The sequence below is a fragment of the Psychrobacillus sp. FSL K6-1415 genome (assembly GCF_038003185.1).
In the GTDB taxonomy this organism is placed as follows: Bacteria; Bacillota; Bacilli; order Bacillales_A; family Planococcaceae; genus Psychrobacillus; species Psychrobacillus psychrodurans.
In genome coordinates this window covers 2,889,159-2,904,544 of sequence record NZ_JBBOOQ010000001.1, presented here as the reverse complement: position 1 = coordinate 2,904,544, position 15,386 = coordinate 2,889,159, and the positions used below count along the sequence as shown (strand labels likewise).

Here is a 15,386-nt window from a genome sequence, read left to right as displayed (position 1 = left end):
ATTTTCAAGGCAGACTTGATTTAAAGTCTGCCTTCATTATAAATAAAAGGGGTAATGAGTGAATGACTATTTCATCACAAGTGATTGAGCAAACGAACAAATTTGGTGCAAACAACTATAACCCACTTCCAATCGTAGTATCAGAAGCTGAAGGGGTTTGGGTAAAAGATCCTGAAGGCAACAAATACATGGATATGCTATCAGCATATTCGGCAGTAAACCAAGGGCATCGCCATCCAAAAATTATTCAAGCGTTAAAAGACCAAGCTGATCGTGTAACTTTAACTTCTCGTGCCTTCCACAATGATCAATTAGGTCCTTGGTATGAAAAAGTTAGTGAGTTAACAGGAAAAGATATGGTATTACCAATGAATACTGGTGCAGAAGCAGTTGAAACTGCATTTAAAGCAGCTCGTAGATGGGCATATGATGTTAAAGGCGTTGAAGCTGACCAAGCAGAAGTAATTGCTTGTAATGGAAACTTCCACGGCCGTACTATGGGAGCAGTTTCACTTTCGTCTGACCCTGAGTACAAACGAGGATTCGGACCATTGCTTCCTGGTATTAAATTAATTCCGTACGGTGATTTAGAAGCATTAAAAGCTGCAATTACACCAAATACAGCTGCTTTCTTAATCGAACCGATTCAAGGGGAAGCTGGAATTATTATTCCTCCTGCTGGTTTCATGAAAGCTGCACGTGAATTATGTCGTGAGAATAATGTGTTATTTATCGCAGACGAAATCCAAGCTGGTTTATGCCGTACTGGTAAAATGTTTGCATGTGAGTGGGAAGAAGTAGACCCAGACATGTATATTTTAGGAAAAGCATTAGGTGGTGGAGTATTCCCAATCTCATGTATCGTTGCAAATAAAGAAATTTTAAGTGTATTTAACCCTGGCTCTCATGGATCTACATTTGGTGGTAACCCTATGGCATGCGCTGTTTCTTTAGCAGCTTTAGATGTCCTAGTGGATGAAAAATTAGCTGATCGTTCTCTTGAATTAGGTAATTATTTTATGGATGCATTGAGAGATATTAAACATCCTTCTATTAAAGACGTTCGTGGTCGCGGTTTATTTATCGGAATGGAATTAACAGTTGAAGCACGTCCATTCTGTGAGGAGTTAAAAGAACTAGGATTATTATGTAAAGAAACTCATGATACAGTAATTCGTTTTGCTCCTCCTCTAATCATTTCAAAAGAAGAGTTAGATTGGGCTATCGAAAGAATTCAAAAAGTATTCAATAAATAATAATTCTTAGACAAATTTCAACAATTCTATGTTACAATTATTCCGAAGAAATAATATTAAATTAAAGAGGCGAAAAATTAAAATGGCTGAAAATTTAAACCTGTTCACATCAACCCAGGCTGTCATTAAAGAGGCTCTGAACAAACTTGGTTATGACGAAGCAATGTATGACTTATTAAAAGAACCACTACGTATGTTAGAAGTTCGAATTCCTGTACGTATGGATGACAACACAGTGAAAGTATTTACTGGATACCGTTCACAACATAATGATGCTGTTGGACCTACAAAAGGAGGAGTTCGTTTTCATCCGGGTGTAACACCAGATGAAATGAAAGCCCTATCTATGTGGATGACTTTAAAAGCTGGTATTGTTGATCTTCCTTATGGTGGAGGTAAAGGTGGAGTTGTTTGTGATCCACGTGAGATGTCAATGGGAGAAATCGAACGTCTAAGCCGTGGATATGTACGTGCAGTTGGACAAATCGTTGGACCGACAAAAGATATCCCTGCTCCAGACGTATTTACAAATGCTCAAATCATGGCATGGATGATGGATGAATATAGTCGTATGGACCAATTCAATTCCCCTGGCTTCATCACTGGGAAACCACTTGTACTTGGTGGTTCGCAAGGTCGTGATCGTGCAACTGCTCAGGGTGTTACTATTGTTATCAATGAAGCAGCGAAAAGACGCAACATTGACATGCAAGGTGCACGTGTAGTTATCCAAGGTTTTGGTAATGCAGGAAGCTTCCTAGCTAAGTTTTTGAGTGATCAAGGTGCAAAGGTAATTGCTATTTCTGATGCATACGGAGCTTTACATGATCCAAATGGTTTAGACATTGACTATCTATTAGATCGTCGTGATAGCTTTGGAACCGTAACAACTCTGTTTGAAAATACGATTTCTAACCAAGAGTTATTAGAATTAGATTGTGATATTTTAGTTCCTGCTGCTATTGAAAACCAAATTACTGCAGAGAACGCTCATAATATTAAAGCTAATATCGTAGTAGAGGCAGCAAATGGGCCAACTACAACAGAAGGTACTAAAATTCTTTATGATAGAGGAATTCTATTAGTCCCTGACGTTTTAGCTAGTGCTGGTGGAGTAACTGTTTCTTACTTTGAGTGGGTTCAGAATAACCAAGGTTACTACTGGACTGAAGAAGAAGTAGACGAAAAACTAGTAAAGAAAATGGTTGAAGCATTCCAAAACATTTATGAAGTTGCAACGACTCGTAATATTGATATGCGTTTAGCTGCTTATATGGTTGGAGTACGTAAAACTGCAGAAGCATCCCGTTTCCGTGGTTGGGTTTAAACATAATAGTAAGGTGATCCGCTTGTATTTTACAAGCGGGTTTTTTATTATTAAGAAAGTATGGAAAGAGGAGGATGTTAGATGAACGCTTTTTCATTTTATAACCCAGTGAAATTGATTTTTGGTAAAGATCAAATAAGTAAGCTTAAAGTGGAGTTATCTCCCTACGGAAAGAAAGTTCTTGTCGTTTACGGTGGAGGTAGTATAAAGAAAAATGGATTATACGACCAGGTAATGGTCGAATTAAAAGAAGCTGGTTTGGAAATATTTGAATTAGCGGGTGTGGAACCAAATCCTAGATTGGCAACTGCAAAACGGGGTGCTGATATTTGTAAAAAGGAGGGTGTTGATGTAATACTCGCAGTTGGTGGAGGCTCAGTGATAGATTGTACTAAGCTTATTGCTGCTGCGGCTAAATACGAAGGAGATCCTTGGGATTTTGTTACACGCAAAGCGATTCCACAAGAAGCACTGCCTTTTGGTACAATATTAACTCTTGCAGCAACTGGTTCAGAGATGAATTCTGGGTCTGTTATTACTAATGAAGATACATTAGAAAAGTATGGCTGGGGAAGCCCTTTAGTTTATCCTAAATTTTCTATTTTAGATCCGGTAAACACGTTCACAGTTCCTCTTGATCAAACAGTTTACGGAATAGTAGATATGATGTCCCATATGTTTGAGCAATACTACAACAACGCAACAAATACTCCTGTTCAAGACGAAATGATAGAAGGAACTCTACGTTCAGTTATAGAAGTAGGGCCAAAACTTATCAATGACCTTACAAACTATGAGTATCGGGAAACAATATTATTTGCAGGCACAATAGGTTTAAATGGCTTCTTGCAAATGGGTTATAACGGTGACTGGGCAAGTCATAATCTAGAACATGCAATCTCAGCTGTTTATGATATTCCACATGGCGGTGGATTGGCTATCGTTTTTCCTAGATGGATGCGTCATAACGTAAAAGTAAATCCACAACGTTTTGCTAAGCTTGCAACAAATGTTTTTAAAGTGAATCCTGAAGGTAAATCTGTAGAAGAAGTAGCATTTGAAGGAATCGATCGCTTAGAGGAATTTTGGAATTCTTTAAACGCGCCATCTACATTAGCTGATTATAATATAGATGATAGCAAAATTGACCTTATGGTTGAAAAAGCAATGGTTTATGGTGAGTATGGTAATTTCCAAAAGCTTAATGCAGAAGACACTAAAACAATTTTAACAGCTTGTCTTTAAAAGTATGAATCCAAAAACCACATGACAACTCGTCATGTGGTTTTTTGTTACTATTTGTAAATGCTCTCCAAACTTTAATCACGTGTTTTTAAAACAGTACGTTCATCCTTATGTTGAGTCCATGTTCTGATTCCATCGTCCTCATCAAATGAGATTGTAATATCCGTTACTCCTTGTTGAGTTAATATCAATTCTTTTATAGTGTCGCTAATATCGTCTACCTCTGCAAATGTATATTTAGGATCTATCTCTATAATTATTTCAACATGGAGATATTCACCTTCTTTAATAACCTCAAGCTTTTGTATATCTTTTACATGTTCATTTTCAGATACTATATGAGCAATATGAACAAGCATTTGCTCATCGGTTTCCCCTAGTGCACCTCTAGCGTTATCTAGGAATACTTTTCCTACTACATAGAACATCATTATACCGATCATAATAGATGCAATACCTTCTGCTTGTAAGAATCCAGTGAAGTGGGAAATTAGCACAGCCACAAATGCTAAGATACCTCCTGATGTTGCAACTAAATCCTCCATAAAAACAAGCTTTGTTGCAGGTTTAGCTCTGCTTAAGTTAGCAAAACTTGTTGTTAGTGGCGAAAGGAGTGTACCTTTTACACCTACTTCGTGCAATATTTCTTTCCCTGCTTTGTAAAGAACTACAAACTCTAACACAATGGCAATTGCAAGTACGCTGAGGGTTATTGCTACACCTGTAGATTCGGTTGGATGTTGAATATGATGCCAACCCTCAATAATAGTCTCATAAGATAATATTCCAACAATAATTACAGCGCCTAAACAAACAAGGTTTACTAAACGTCCAAAACCATTTGGAAATCTTGGCGTGGGTGCTTTTTTAGACAATGATGAACCGATGTAAACAAAGAATTGGTTTGCTGCATCTCCAATGGAGTGCATCATTTCCGCAAACATTGCTACATTTCCAGTAAAGAAAAATGCCCCACCTTTTAATAAAGCAATAATAGTATTTACAATTGCTGCTAATAAAGAAGGCTTGTTCCCATCTTTTAATAACTTGAATAATTCTCCCATATGATAGCTCCTTTTAAATCGATTCTACGTCTACCGTTTCAATAAATTTTTGTTTTTTTATTGTTGCGTAGAATTCAGCCGTATTTTTATTAGTAATTATGGACAATCGCATATCCATTTCATGTTTAACAGTATTATTGTCTAAAGTAACGTCTTTAATGCGGATGCTTTCTATATAAACACCGCTTCCTTGCAAAAAGTCATATACTTTAGTAATACTTTCTGGATTTCCTACTAAAACTGTTAGTGATAACTCCTTCGATCTTAATCGTTTTGGACCAATTTTAGTAAGAAGGGGTGGTATCAATTCAATACCCACTATTACAATAATTACACTAATAGCCGATTCAACATAAAATCCTGCACCAACAGCTATTCCAATTCCCCCGGCTCCCCATATCATTGCGGCAGTAGTTAAGCCAGTTATACTATCATTGCCTTTGCGCAATATAACCCCTGCTCCGAGAAAACCTATACCACTTACTATTTGTGCTGCTAAACGCAAAGGATCCATCGTAATATTTATTGTGTCATTGGGAATGGCTTTATAAGCTGCTTCAATGGATATGTAGGTTAGAAGACAGCTAAATGTAGCGATTACTATACTCGTCTTTAAACCAATCGGTTTCTTTTTTAGTTCCCTCTCTATACCAATGATTAAACTTAATAATGCAGCAAAAATTAATTTAAATATAATTTCATTATAATTACTAAGGTGGTTTAGCCATTCCATCAATAATTCCCCCCTTGATTTCATTATAGAGTTTGAGGATTTTTATGTACTTTCTACTATTAACTGCTATTATTTTGGAAAGGATATATTGGTAGATTTCTTGTTTCTTTATTATAAGTATAGAATGAGTTAAAATAAAGCGCTGTAGTTCTTCGGTATATGATTCAGCCCTCAATTCATTTTATTGATTCAGGAGTTTTCTATTACTCAAACTAATATTTATTAAAGTCTAGAATATATTCATATTTTAGTTAGACAAGTTATAGAAGAGCTATAAGTAGGGAAAAACCCGTAATTAATTACAATGAGTAATCTAGTTTTGATATATGTAGAGGGGCAGGAGTGCAATAGTTTATAAGTTATTTAAGGTTTTTTTATAAAAAGGGTTGCTTTTTATTTCTATACGATGTATATTAATACTTGTCCTTCGGAACGAGATACAAACAACTTGAAAAACTTCAAAAAAATGTTTGACATCAAATCTGAAAAAAGTTATACTAATAAAGTCGCCAAAACGACTTGAACAATATGAACATTGAAAACTGAACATGCAAAACGTTAAGACATACAGCTTATCAACTAACTTAGTTAGTATGATAGCAAAACAATTTTGACATCATTTAATGATGATGCCAGCAAAACAAAATGAGCTTTTAAACTAGTTCTATTTGTTGGGTTTCGAGATGCAAGTAGTTCAAGGAAACAAGTGAGTGAAAGAGGGAGCGTACTAACGTACGTGACCGACTGAACGAACGAAGTTGACGAAGAAATGCGCCGCATATCGAAAGCCAACTATTATGGAGAGTTTGATCCTGGCTCAGGACGAACGCTGGCGGCATGCCTAATACATGCAAGTCGAGCGAATGACGAAGAAGCTTGCTTCTTCTGATTTAGCGGCGGACGGGTGAGTAACACGTGGGCAACCTGCCCTGTAGATTGGGATAACTCCGGGAAACCGGGGCTAATACCGAATAATCCATTTCCTCACATGGGGAGATGTTAAAAGACGGCATCTCGCTGTCACTACAGGATGGGCCCGCGGCGCATTAGCTAGTTGGTGAGGTAACGGCTCACCAAGGCGACGATGCGTAGCCGACCTGAGAGGGTGATCGGCCACACTGGGACTGAGACACGGCCCAGACTCCTACGGGAGGCAGCAGTAGGGAATCTTCCACAATGGACGAAAGTCTGATGGAGCAATGCCGCGTGAGTGAAGAAGGTTTTCGGATCGTAAAACTCTGTTGTGAGGGAAGAACAAGTACGAGAGTAACTGCTCGTACCTTGACGGTACCTCATTAGAAAGCCACGGCTAACTACGTGCCAGCAGCCGCGGTAATACGTAGGTGGCAAGCGTTGTCCGGAATTATTGGGCGTAAAGCGCGCGCAGGCGGTCCTTTAAGTCTGATGTGAAATCCCACGGCTCAACCGTGGAAGGTCATTGGAAACTGGGGGACTTGAGTACAGAAGAGGAAAGCGGAATTCCAAGTGTAGCGGTGAAATGCGTAGAGATTTGGAGGAACACCAGTGGCGAAGGCGGCTTTCTGGTCTGTAACTGACGCTGAGGCGCGAAAGCGTGGGGAGCAAACAGGATTAGATACCCTGGTAGTCCACGCCGTAAACGATGAGTGCTAAGTGTTAGGGGGTTTCCGCCCCTTAGTGCTGCAGCTAACGCATTAAGCACTCCGCCTGGGGAGTACGGTCGCAAGACTGAAACTCAAAGGAATTGACGGGGGCCCGCACAAGCGGTGGAGCATGTGGTTTAATTCGAAGCAACGCGAAGAACCTTACCAGGTCTTGACATCCCGCTGACCGGCCTAGAGATAGGCTTTTCCCTTCGGGGACAGCGGTGACAGGTGGTGCATGGTTGTCGTCAGCTCGTGTCGTGAGATGTTGGGTTAAGTCCCGCAACGAGCGCAACCCTTGATCTTAGTTGCCAGCATTCAGTTGGGCACTCTAAGGTGACTGCCGGTGATAAACCGGAGGAAGGTGGGGATGACGTCAAATCATCATGCCCCTTATGACCTGGGCTACACACGTGCTACAATGGACGGTACAGAGGGTCGCAACCCCGCGAGGGTGAGCAAATCCCATAAAACCGTTCTCAGTTCGGATTGTAGGCTGCAACTCGCCTACATGAAGCCGGAATCGCTAGTAATCGTGGATCAGCATGCCACGGTGAATACGTTCCCGGGCCTTGTACACACCGCCCGTCACACCACGAGAGTTTGTAACACCCGAAGTCGGTGGGGTAACCCTTACGGGAGCCAGCCGCCGAAGGTGGGACAGATGATTGGGGTGAAGTCGTAACAAGGTAGCCGTATCGGAAGGTGCGGCTGGATCACCTCCTTTCTAAGGATAATATCGGAATACGAATCTTTATTCGTATCTTAACGTTTTGCAGTTCAGTTTTGAATGTTCATTTTTATATGAAGATTCAACTCTTGCTCCTGCGATTACTCGTCGCAAAGTGAGCAAACCTTTGTTCTTTGAAAACTGGATAAAACGACATTGAAACAATAAACAACAAGAAATTCTGTTGTGATTATTTACGTAATCACAACGTGTAAGACTTTTTAACTTTTAGGTTAAGTTAATAAGGGCGCACGGTGAATGCCTTGGCACTAGGAGTCGACGAAGGACGGCACTAACACCGATATGCTTCGGGGAGCTGTAAGTGAGCTTTGATCCGGAGATTTCCGAATGGGGAAACCCACTGTTCGTAATGGAGCAGTACATTTGCGTGAATACATAGCGCATCTGAGACACACCCAGGGAACTGAAACATCTAAGTACCTGGAGGAAGAGAAAGAAAAATCGATTCCCTGAGTAGCGGCGAGCGAAACGGGAATAGCCCAAACCAAGAGGCTTGCCTCTTGGGGTTGTAGGACACTCTACATAGAGTTACAAAGGAATGAGTTAGACGAAGCGATCTGGAAAGGTCCGCAGGATAGGGTAAAAGCCCCGTAGTCCAAAATTCATTCTCTCTTGAGTGTATCCTGAGTACGGCGGAACACGTGAAATTCCGTCGGAATCCGGGAGGACCATCTCCCAAGGCTAAATACTACCTAGTGACCGATAGTGAACCAGTACCGTGAGGGAAAGGTGAAAAGCACCCCGGAAGGGGAGTGAAATAGATCCTGAAACCGTGTGCCTACAAGTAGTTAGAGCCCGTTAATGGGTGATAGCGTGCCTTTTGTAGAATGAACCGGCGAGTTACGATTACATGCAAGGTTAAGTTGAGAAGACGGAGCCGCAGCGAAAGCGAGTCTGAATAGGGCGAATGAGTATGTGGTCGTAGACCCGAAACCAGGTGATCTACCCATGTCCAGGATGAAGGTAAGGTAACACTTACTGGAGGTCCGAACCCACGCACGTTGAAAAGTGCGGGGATGAGGTGTGGGTAGCGGAGAAATTCCAATCGAACCTGGAGATAGCTGGTTCTCTCCGAAATAGCTTTAGGGCTAGCCTCAAACGTTAGAATCTTGGAGGTAGAGCACTGTTTGGACTAGGGGCCCATCCCGGGTTACCGAATTCAGACAAACTCCGAATGCCAATGATTTATGTTTGGGAGTCAGACTGCGAGTGATAAGATCCGTAGTCAAGAGGGAAACAGCCCAGACCACCAGCTAAGGTCCCAAAGTATTTGTTAAGTGGAAAAGGATGTGGCGTTGCTTAGACAACCAGGATGTTGGCTTAGAAGCAGCCATCATTTAAAGAGTGCGTAATAGCTCACTGGTCGAGTGACGCTGCGCCGAAAATGTATCGGGGCTAAACAAATCACCGAAGCTGTGGATTGATACCTTTGGTATCAGTGGTAGGAGAGCGTTCTAAGGGCGTTGAAGTCAGACCGGAAGGACTGGTGGAGCGCTTAGAAGTGAGAATGCCGGTATGAGTAGCGAAAGACGGGTGAGAATCCCGTCCACCGTATGACTAAGGTTTCCTGAGGAAGGCTCGTCCGCTCAGGGTTAGTCGGGACCTAAGCCGAGGCCGATAGGCGTAGGCGATGGATAACAGGTTGATATTCCTGTACCACCAAACCACCGTTTGAGTAATGGGGGGACGCAGAAGGATAGGGTAAGCATGCTGTTGGTTATGCATGTCCAAGCAGTAAGGTGTGAATGTAGGCAAATCCGCATTCTATAACATTGAGCTGTGATGGCGAGGACGTATGTCCGGAGTTCCTGATTTCACACTGCCAAGAAAAGCCTCTAGCGAGGTGATAGGTGCCCGTACCGCAAACCGACACAGGTAGTCGAGGAGAGAATCCTAAGGTGAGCGAGAGAACTCTCGTTAAGGAACTCGGCAAAATGACCCCGTAACTTCGGGAGAAGGGGTGCTCTTTTGGGTGCATAGCCTAGAAGAGCCGCAGTGAATAGGCCCAGGCGACTGTTTAGCAAAAACACAGGTCTCTGCAAAACCGTAAGGTGAAGTATAGGGGCTGACGCCTGCCCGGTGCTGGAAGGTTAAGAGGAGTGCTTAGCGCAAGCGAAGGTGCGAATTGAAGCCCCAGTAAACGGCGGCCGTAACTATAACGGTCCTAAGGTAGCGAAATTCCTTGTCGGGTAAGTTCCGACCCGCACGAAAGGCGTAACGATCTGGGCACTGTCTCAACGAGAGACTCGGTGAAATTATAGTACCTGTGAAGATGCAGGTTACCCGCGACAGGACGGAAAGACCCCGTGGAGCTTTACTATAGCTTGATATTGAATTTTGGTGCAACTTGTACAGGATAGGCAGGAGCCTTAGAGCCCGGAGCGCCAGCTTCGGAGGAGGCGTCGGTGGGATACTGCCCTGGTTGTATTGAAATTCTAACCCATACCCGTAACCCGGGTAGGAGACAGTGTCAGGCGGGTAGTTTGACTGGGGCGGTCGCCTCCTAAAGTGTAACGGAGGCGCCCAAAGGTTCCCTCAGAATGGTTGGAAATCATTCGAAGAGTGTAAAGGCAGAAGGGAGCTTGACTGCGAGACCTACAAGTCGAGCAGGGTCGAAAGACGGGCTTAGTGATCCGGTGGTTCCGCATGGAAGGGCCATCGCTCAACGGATAAAAGCTACCCCGGGGATAACAGGCTTATCTCCCCCAAGAGTCCACATCGACGGGGAGGTTTGGCACCTCGATGTCGGCTCATCGCATCCTGGGGCTGTAGTCGGTCCCAAGGGTTGGGCTGTTCGCCCATTAAAGCGGTACGCGAGCTGGGTTCAGAACGTCGTGAGACAGTTCGGTCCCTATCCGTCGTGGGCGTAGGAAATTTGAGAGGAGCTGTCCTTAGTACGAGAGGACCGGGATGGACACACCGCTGGTGTACCAGTTGTTCTGCCAAGAGCATCGCTGGGTAGCTATGTGTGGACGGGATAAGTGCTGAAAGCATCTAAGCACGAAGCCCCCCTCAAGATGAGATTTCCCATTACGCAAGTAAGTAAGATCCCTCAAAGACGATGAGGTAGATAGGTTCGGGGTGGAAGCGTGGCGACACGTGCAGCTGACGAATACTAATCGATCGAGGACTTAACCAAATTTTGTTTAATGTAACAATGTCGTTTATCCAGTTTTGAAAGAATAAATTTTTTATTAAATAACCCTTGAAAAATTCTGCAGAGTTGTTATAATAAAGCATGTCTTTCAAAAGTATTCAAGTCTAGTGATGATGGCGAAGAGGTCACACCCGTTCCCATACCGAACACGGAAGTTAAGCTCTTCAGCGCCGATGGTAGTTGGGGGTCTCCCCCTGTGAGAGTAGGACGTCGCTGGGCTTGCAATAAATACATAATTTACCCAGGAGGATTAGCTCAGCTGGGAGAGCATCTGCCTTACAAGCAGAGGGTCGGCGGTTCGAGCCCGTCATCCTCCACCATATATTTACTCCTGCCGGAGTAGCTCAACTGGTAGAGCAACTGACTTGTAATCAGTAGGTTGAGGGTTCAAGTCCTTTCTCCGGCACCATTTTTAGAGCCATTAGCTCAGTTGGTAGAGCATCTGACTTTTAATCAGAGGGTCGTAGGTTCGAATCCTACATGGCTCATCACTTTATAGTGAATAATGTATGCGGGTGTGGCGGAACTGGCAGACGCACTAGACTTAGGATCTAGCGCCGCAAGGCGTGGGGGTTCGACTCCCTTCACCCGCACCATTTAATTTAATAACCGAGCGGAAGTAGTTCAGTGGTAGAACACCACCTTGCCAAGGTGGGGGTCGCGAGTTCGAACCTCGTCTTCCGCTCCAAAGATTCACTAAAGTGCCGGGGTGGCGGAACTGGCAGACGCACAGGACTTAAAATCCTGCGGTAGGTGACTACCGTACCGGTTCGATTCCGGTCCTCGGCACCACTTTTATGAAAAACATATGCGCTCGTAGCTCAATTGGATAGAGCACTTGACTACGAATCAAGAGGTTGCAGGTTCGAGTCCTGCCGAGCGCACCATATTTGACGGGAAGTAGCTCAGCTTGGTAGAGCACTTGGTTTGGGACCAAGGGGTCGCAGGTTCGAATCCTGTCTTCCCGACCAGTTATTATTTTCGGGGCCTTAGCTCAGCTGGGAGAGCGCCTGCCTTGCACGCAGGAGGTCAGCGGTTCGATCCCGCTAGGCTCCACCATTTAAAAAAAGTTTGAAATCTTGGCGGTGTAGCTCAGTTGGCTAGAGCACTCGGTTCATACCCGAAAGGTCGTGGGTTCGACTCCCTCTGCCGCCATCTTAAGGACCTTTAGCTCAGTTGGTTAGAGCAGACGGCTCATAACCGTCCGGTCGCAGGTTCGAGTCCTGCAAGGTCCACCATCAATATCTTGGAGGAATACCCAAGTCTGGCTGAAGGGATCGGTCTTGAAAACCGACAGGCGGGTCATACCGCGCGGGGGTTCGAATCCCTCTTCCTCCTCCATTTTAATCTAATTGATGCAGGTGTAAGCCGAAGAATGTGTCTCACTATTTTTAAGCAATGTACCATCGATTTTGTAAATATATTAACGTCGCGGGGTGGAGCAGTGGTAGCTCGTCGGGCTCATAACCCGAAGGTCGCAGGTTCAAATCCTGTCCCCGCAACCAAATGGTCCCGTGGTGTAGCGGTTAACATGCCTGCCTGTCACGCAGGAGATCGCCGGTTCGATCCCGGTCGGGACCGCCATTTATATATGAATGTTAATACATATCAATTGGAAATTTGGCTTGAATAATTAGCTTAATTTAAAATTGAAGAGGCTCAGTAGCTCAGTCGGTAGAGCAAAGGACTGAAAATCCTTGTGTCGGCGGTTCGATTCCGTCCTGAGCCACCATTTAATGCGGGTGTAGTTTAGTGGTAAAACCTCAGCCTTCCAAGCTGATGATGAGAGTTCGATTCTCTTCACCCGCTCCAAAATAATGGGCCTATAGCTCAGCTGGTTAGAGCGCACGCCTGATAAGCGTGAGGTCGATGGTTCGAGTCCATTTAGGCCCACCATTATTCCGAAGTAGCTCAGTGGTAGAGCAATCGACTGTTAATCGATCGGTCGTAGGTTCGAGTCCTACCTTCGGAGCCATATATGGGGAAGTACTCAAGTGGCTGAAGAGGCGCCCCTGCTAAGGGTGTAGGTCGGGCAACCGGCGCGAGGGTTCAAATCCCTCCTTCTCCGCCATATATTGGCCCCTTGGTCAAGCGGTTAAGACACCGCCCTTTCACGGCGGTAACACGGGTTCGAATCCCGTAGGGGTCATACTCAAAAAAAGGTAACCAATCATTGGTTACCTTTTTTTATTTTATTCCTTTCTCTTTTTCTATGTCGATGTATGGAACGGTCAGTCAATAGAATGCATACAACATAATGACCAGTGATAACGCATAAATAATGAACCCTAGGTTATATATAGAGTGAATTTAAAATATGATATCATTGCTATTGAAGGGAGAGGTTATAGTTGTTTCAAAAATTTAGTAAAGTTATGCTCATACTTGTACTAGCGTTAGGCTTCACAAGCTTAGGTCACATGCAAGCAGACGCAGCTACAAACAAAGTTATGTGGGGAAAAACAGAGTTAAAACAAGGGCAAATAGGTAAAGTAACAATTCTTGCAGACACGAATTTAGTTAAAGTTGGCTCCAATGGATCACTTAATAAAGTACGCACACTAAAAAAAGGTGATGAATATAGAGTCTATACGTATAAGGGAACAAATGGTGGCTTATATGGAGTAGGGGCAAGTAGTTTCATACAAAAAGGTTCTAAAGTGAAATATGAAACTCCATCTAAAAGTAAGCTAGCTTTGCTTAATAAAGAAGTAATAGGTGGGCTAACACCAAAAGCAGGGATGAAGCTTGTTTATTCTCCTAGCTTTACTGAAAATACACAAAATGAATTTACTGTTAGTGATTCCTATAATTCTGAATACGATATGACGGAAGCTTTTTTAAAGAAGAAAGGTGATATCCTAAATAATTTTACTTATATTGAACGTAAAGATCGTTTAATATTTGGGGTAAGTCATACAGATTGGGCCATACTTGATCTCGCTTTTCCATTGATTGAAGGAAAAACAACGAGAGAATATTATCTAACAGAGGACAACAATCAAGCTTTTTATAATGTATTTGTGGAAAGTACTACTAGTACGGTTAAAGTAAAAGCCGGAACATTCCAAAACGTGGTAGTTGTTCGTACAAACTATGGCTACACGTTCTATATCGCACCCGGAATCGGAATTATCAAGCTTGTCGATAAAAAAGGTGTACTTAAAGCAGAGTTATTATCATATAAATAAGAAAAAAACCAGAGTGCTAGCTTTTTAATAGCATTCTGGTTTTTTAAAATATTATACATAATAGCCAATCAATAGACCTAAGCCTAAAAGGAATACAAAAATCGTATTCGTAAGTGCGGTGTCTTTCATAGCAGGCGCAACCTGAACTGGATTTTCTGTTTGTTTAAATAGTTTTATCGCATGTATAGGTTTTTTCATACTTAACAAAACCAATAAACTCCATGGAGTGATTATTTGCAAAACAACTAAAGCAATAATCCAAAGATAAGACAAAATAAAATAAGAAGCTAAAATAGTAATGGCGTTCTTCCTACCAACTAATATAGCCATCGTTTTTCGTCCACCTATGGTGTCTTCGACTAAATCGCGAATATTATTAGAAAGCATTATTGCAGCAACTAACAGGGCACTTGGTACAGATAACCAAACAGCAAATAGTGGTACTGAACCAACTTGAATATATACTGCAATTAAAACAATGAGCATTCCCATGAACAATCCACTGAATAACTCTCCAAATGGAGTACTAGAAATAGGGTAAGGTCCACCAGTATAGAAGTATCCAACGGCCATAGAAATTGCACCAACTACTAATAATAGCCAAGAGCTTTCATAACAAATATAAATTCCTAAAATAGCTGCTATTAAATATAGTAATAGAGCTAGTTGCATAACGGTTTTGGGTTTTACACCATTACGTACTATTGCTCCTCCTATACCTACCGATTCCTCACTATCAAGTCCTCGTACAAAATCATAATACTCGTTAAACATATTTGTAGCAGCTTGTATAAGAAGGCAAGCTAATAACATAGCAATAAATAATAGCCAGTCAATATTTGCCTCGTATAGGGCAATCATTGTACCTAAAAAAACAGGTGCAAATGAAGCAGTAAGGGTATGTGGCCTTGTTAATTTCCACCAAACGCGCCAACCTTTGTCTGCTTGAAATTCATGTGACATAATTTTTCTCTCCTTTAAAAGAATCCAATCTCAATTTTAGCATAAATTTATGGCTAAATGTGTGCTGAAATGTGTAG

The 15,386-nt window shown here is 42.6% G+C and carries 7 protein-coding genes, 20 tRNA genes and 3 rRNA genes; 27 read left to right on the top strand and 3 right to left on the bottom strand.

Annotated elements, in window-relative coordinates; translation table 11 throughout:
- The first annotated feature begins 62 nt into the window (after nt 1-62).
- The 3 genes from MKY60_RS13840 to MKY60_RS13830 all read left to right on the top strand — a co-directional run bounded on the left by MKY60_RS13840 (nt 63) and on the right by MKY60_RS13830 (nt 3,828).
- The gene (locus tag MKY60_RS13840; RefSeq protein ID WP_090567218.1) at nt 63-1,256 is read left to right on the top strand and encodes an ornithine--oxo-acid transaminase; all 1,194 of its coding nucleotides are present in this window, start codon (nt 63-65) and stop codon (nt 1,254-1,256) included.
- Nucleotides 1,257-1,338: 82 nt separating this feature from the next.
- Complete coding sequence (locus MKY60_RS13835; RefSeq protein ID WP_269923192.1) at nt 1,339-2,583, top strand: Glu/Leu/Phe/Val family dehydrogenase; 1,245 nt, start codon at nt 1,339-1,341, stop codon at nt 2,581-2,583.
- 81 nt (nt 2,584-2,664) lie between these two features.
- A complete protein-coding gene (locus MKY60_RS13830) occupies nt 2,665-3,828 on the top strand; it encodes an iron-containing alcohol dehydrogenase (protein WP_340930199.1) in 1,164 nt (387 codons plus the stop codon).
- Between the two features lie 74 nt (nt 3,829-3,902).
- Here the strand turns inward: MKY60_RS13830 and MKY60_RS13825 are convergent, their stop codons facing one another.
- Nucleotides 3,903-4,892, bottom strand: coding sequence for a cation diffusion facilitator family transporter (locus MKY60_RS13825; protein ID WP_090567227.1), 990 nt, complete (start codon nt 4,890-4,892; stop codon nt 3,903-3,905).
- A gap of 13 nt (nt 4,893-4,905) precedes the next feature.
- Nucleotides 4,906-5,625, bottom strand: coding sequence for an MgtC/SapB family protein (locus MKY60_RS13820; protein WP_093494876.1), 720 nt, complete (start codon nt 5,623-5,625; stop codon nt 4,906-4,908).
- A 794-nt stretch (nt 5,626-6,419) separates the two neighbouring features.
- Between MKY60_RS13820 and MKY60_RS13815 the strand changes: the two genes are divergently transcribed.
- The 24 genes from MKY60_RS13815 (at nt 6,420) to MKY60_RS13700 (ending at nt 14,346) form a co-directional block, all read left to right on the top strand.
- Nucleotides 6,420-7,974, top strand: a 16S ribosomal RNA gene (locus MKY60_RS13815).
- Between the two features lie 234 nt (nt 7,975-8,208).
- A 23S ribosomal RNA gene (locus MKY60_RS13810) occupies nt 8,209-11,137 on the top strand.
- A 121-nt stretch (nt 11,138-11,258) separates the two neighbouring features.
- Nucleotides 11,259-11,374, top strand: a 5S ribosomal RNA gene (rrf, locus tag MKY60_RS13805).
- The 16S, 23S and 5S rRNA genes sit together here with 20 tRNA genes alongside, the layout of an rRNA operon.
- Nucleotides 11,375-11,399: 25 nt before the next feature.
- Nucleotides 11,400-11,475, top strand: a tRNA-Val gene (locus tag MKY60_RS13800).
- 13 nt (nt 11,476-11,488) lie between these two features.
- Nucleotides 11,489-11,564 (top strand) — tRNA-Thr (locus MKY60_RS13795).
- Between the two features lie 6 nt (nt 11,565-11,570).
- Nucleotides 11,571-11,643, top strand: a tRNA-Lys gene (locus tag MKY60_RS13790).
- Between the two features lie 23 nt (nt 11,644-11,666).
- Nucleotides 11,667-11,751, top strand: a tRNA-Leu gene (locus MKY60_RS13785).
- Nucleotides 11,752-11,768: 17 nt separating this feature from the next.
- Nucleotides 11,769-11,843: transfer RNA gene (locus tag MKY60_RS13780), tRNA-Gly, on the top strand.
- Between the two features lie 15 nt (nt 11,844-11,858).
- Nucleotides 11,859-11,947 (top strand) — tRNA-Leu (locus MKY60_RS13775).
- 18 nt (nt 11,948-11,965) lie between these two features.
- A tRNA-Arg gene (locus MKY60_RS13770) sits at nt 11,966-12,042 on the top strand.
- 7 nt (nt 12,043-12,049) lie between these two features.
- A tRNA-Pro gene (locus MKY60_RS13765) sits at nt 12,050-12,126 on the top strand.
- Between the two features lie 12 nt (nt 12,127-12,138).
- Nucleotides 12,139-12,214: transfer RNA gene (locus MKY60_RS13760), tRNA-Ala, on the top strand.
- Nucleotides 12,215-12,236: 22 nt separating this feature from the next.
- Nucleotides 12,237-12,310, top strand: a tRNA-Met gene (locus tag MKY60_RS13755).
- 6 nt (nt 12,311-12,316) lie between these two features.
- Nucleotides 12,317-12,393 (top strand) — tRNA-Ile (locus MKY60_RS13750).
- A gap of 10 nt (nt 12,394-12,403) precedes the next feature.
- Nucleotides 12,404-12,496, top strand: a tRNA-Ser gene (locus tag MKY60_RS13745).
- A gap of 89 nt (nt 12,497-12,585) precedes the next feature.
- A tRNA-Met gene (locus MKY60_RS13740) sits at nt 12,586-12,660 on the top strand.
- Nucleotides 12,661-12,663: 3 nt separating this feature from the next.
- Nucleotides 12,664-12,739, top strand: a tRNA-Asp gene (locus tag MKY60_RS13735).
- A gap of 72 nt (nt 12,740-12,811) precedes the next feature.
- A tRNA-Phe gene (locus MKY60_RS13730) sits at nt 12,812-12,887 on the top strand.
- Nucleotides 12,888-12,893: 6 nt separating this feature from the next.
- Nucleotides 12,894-12,967: transfer RNA gene (locus tag MKY60_RS13725), tRNA-Gly, on the top strand.
- 7 nt (nt 12,968-12,974) lie between these two features.
- A tRNA-Ile gene (locus MKY60_RS13720) sits at nt 12,975-13,051 on the top strand.
- Between the two features lie 4 nt (nt 13,052-13,055).
- Nucleotides 13,056-13,130, top strand: a tRNA-Asn gene (locus MKY60_RS13715).
- Nucleotides 13,131-13,135: 5 nt separating this feature from the next.
- Nucleotides 13,136-13,226, top strand: a tRNA-Ser gene (locus tag MKY60_RS13710).
- 6 nt (nt 13,227-13,232) lie between these two features.
- Nucleotides 13,233-13,304, top strand: a tRNA-Glu gene (locus MKY60_RS13705).
- Nucleotides 13,305-13,506: 202 nt separating this feature from the next.
- Complete coding sequence (locus MKY60_RS13700) at nt 13,507-14,346, top strand: hypothetical protein (protein WP_093496162.1); 840 nt, start codon at nt 13,507-13,509, stop codon at nt 14,344-14,346.
- A 51-nt stretch (nt 14,347-14,397) separates the two neighbouring features.
- Here the strand turns inward: MKY60_RS13700 and MKY60_RS13695 are convergent, their stop codons facing one another.
- Nucleotides 14,398-15,309: a 1,4-dihydroxy-2-naphthoate polyprenyltransferase gene (locus tag MKY60_RS13695; RefSeq protein WP_093496163.1), complete on the bottom strand. Its 912-nt coding sequence runs from the start codon at nt 15,307-15,309 to the stop codon at nt 14,398-14,400.
- Between the last annotated feature and the right edge of the window lie 77 nt (nt 15,310-15,386).

Excerpts from the sequence above, each read along its gene's own strand:
- MKY60_RS13840 (WP_090567218.1), top strand. The coding sequence starts at position 63 with ATGACTATTTCATCACAAGTGATTGAGCAAACGAACAAATTTGGTGCA.
- MKY60_RS13835 (WP_269923192.1), top strand. The coding sequence starts at position 1,339 with ATGGCTGAAAATTTAAACCTGTTCACATCAACCCAGGCTGTCATTAAA.
- MKY60_RS13830 (WP_340930199.1), top strand. The coding sequence starts at position 2,665 with ATGAACGCTTTTTCATTTTATAACCCAGTGAAATTGATTTTTGGTAAA.
- MKY60_RS13825 (WP_090567227.1), bottom strand. The coding sequence starts at position 4,892 with ATGGGAGAATTATTCAAGTTATTAAAAGATGGGAACAAGCCTTCTTTA.
- MKY60_RS13820 (WP_093494876.1), bottom strand. The coding sequence starts at position 5,625 with ATGGAATGGCTAAACCACCTTAGTAATTATAATGAAATTATATTTAAA.
- MKY60_RS13695 (WP_093496163.1), bottom strand. The coding sequence starts at position 15,309 with ATGTCACATGAATTTCAAGCAGACAAAGGTTGGCGCGTTTGGTGGAAA.